Source organism: Halomonas marinisediminis, from assembly GCF_004347715.1.
Classification (GTDB): domain Bacteria; phylum Pseudomonadota; class Gammaproteobacteria; order Pseudomonadales; family Halomonadaceae; genus Halomonas; species Halomonas icarae.
The window spans coordinates 1-269 of record NZ_SLTR01000490.1 but is presented as its reverse complement, the minus strand read 5'-3'; the positions used below and the strand labels follow the sequence as shown (position 1 = coordinate 269).

The window sequence follows — 269 nt, the reverse complement described above, 5'->3', positions numbered from 1 at the left end:
GCGCTCCTCGAGGAACACCACCTGCATGTCGCCCGGCACGTCGGCATGGGCGGGCACGTGGTAGTTGGCCAGATCGCGGGTCACCACATGGCCGGTCCTTGGGTCACGCGCCATCTCCTCGGTCAGCGCCGCGCCCAGCCCCCAGATCATCCCGCCGAGCGCCTGCGAGCGGGCGGTCTTCTCGTTGAGGATCCGCCCCATGGCCATCACCCCGAGCATCCGCCGCACCCGCACCTCACCGGTGTAGGCATGGACCGCCACCTCCGCGA

Annotated in this window: 1 protein-coding gene; it reads right to left on the bottom strand. The window is 70.6% G+C overall.

What is annotated here, in order from left to right; all coding sequences use genetic code 11:
• A partial coding sequence (locus E0702_RS17535; RefSeq protein WP_165927623.1) for a molybdopterin cofactor-binding domain-containing protein occupies nt 1-269 on the bottom strand: 269 nt, incomplete at both ends.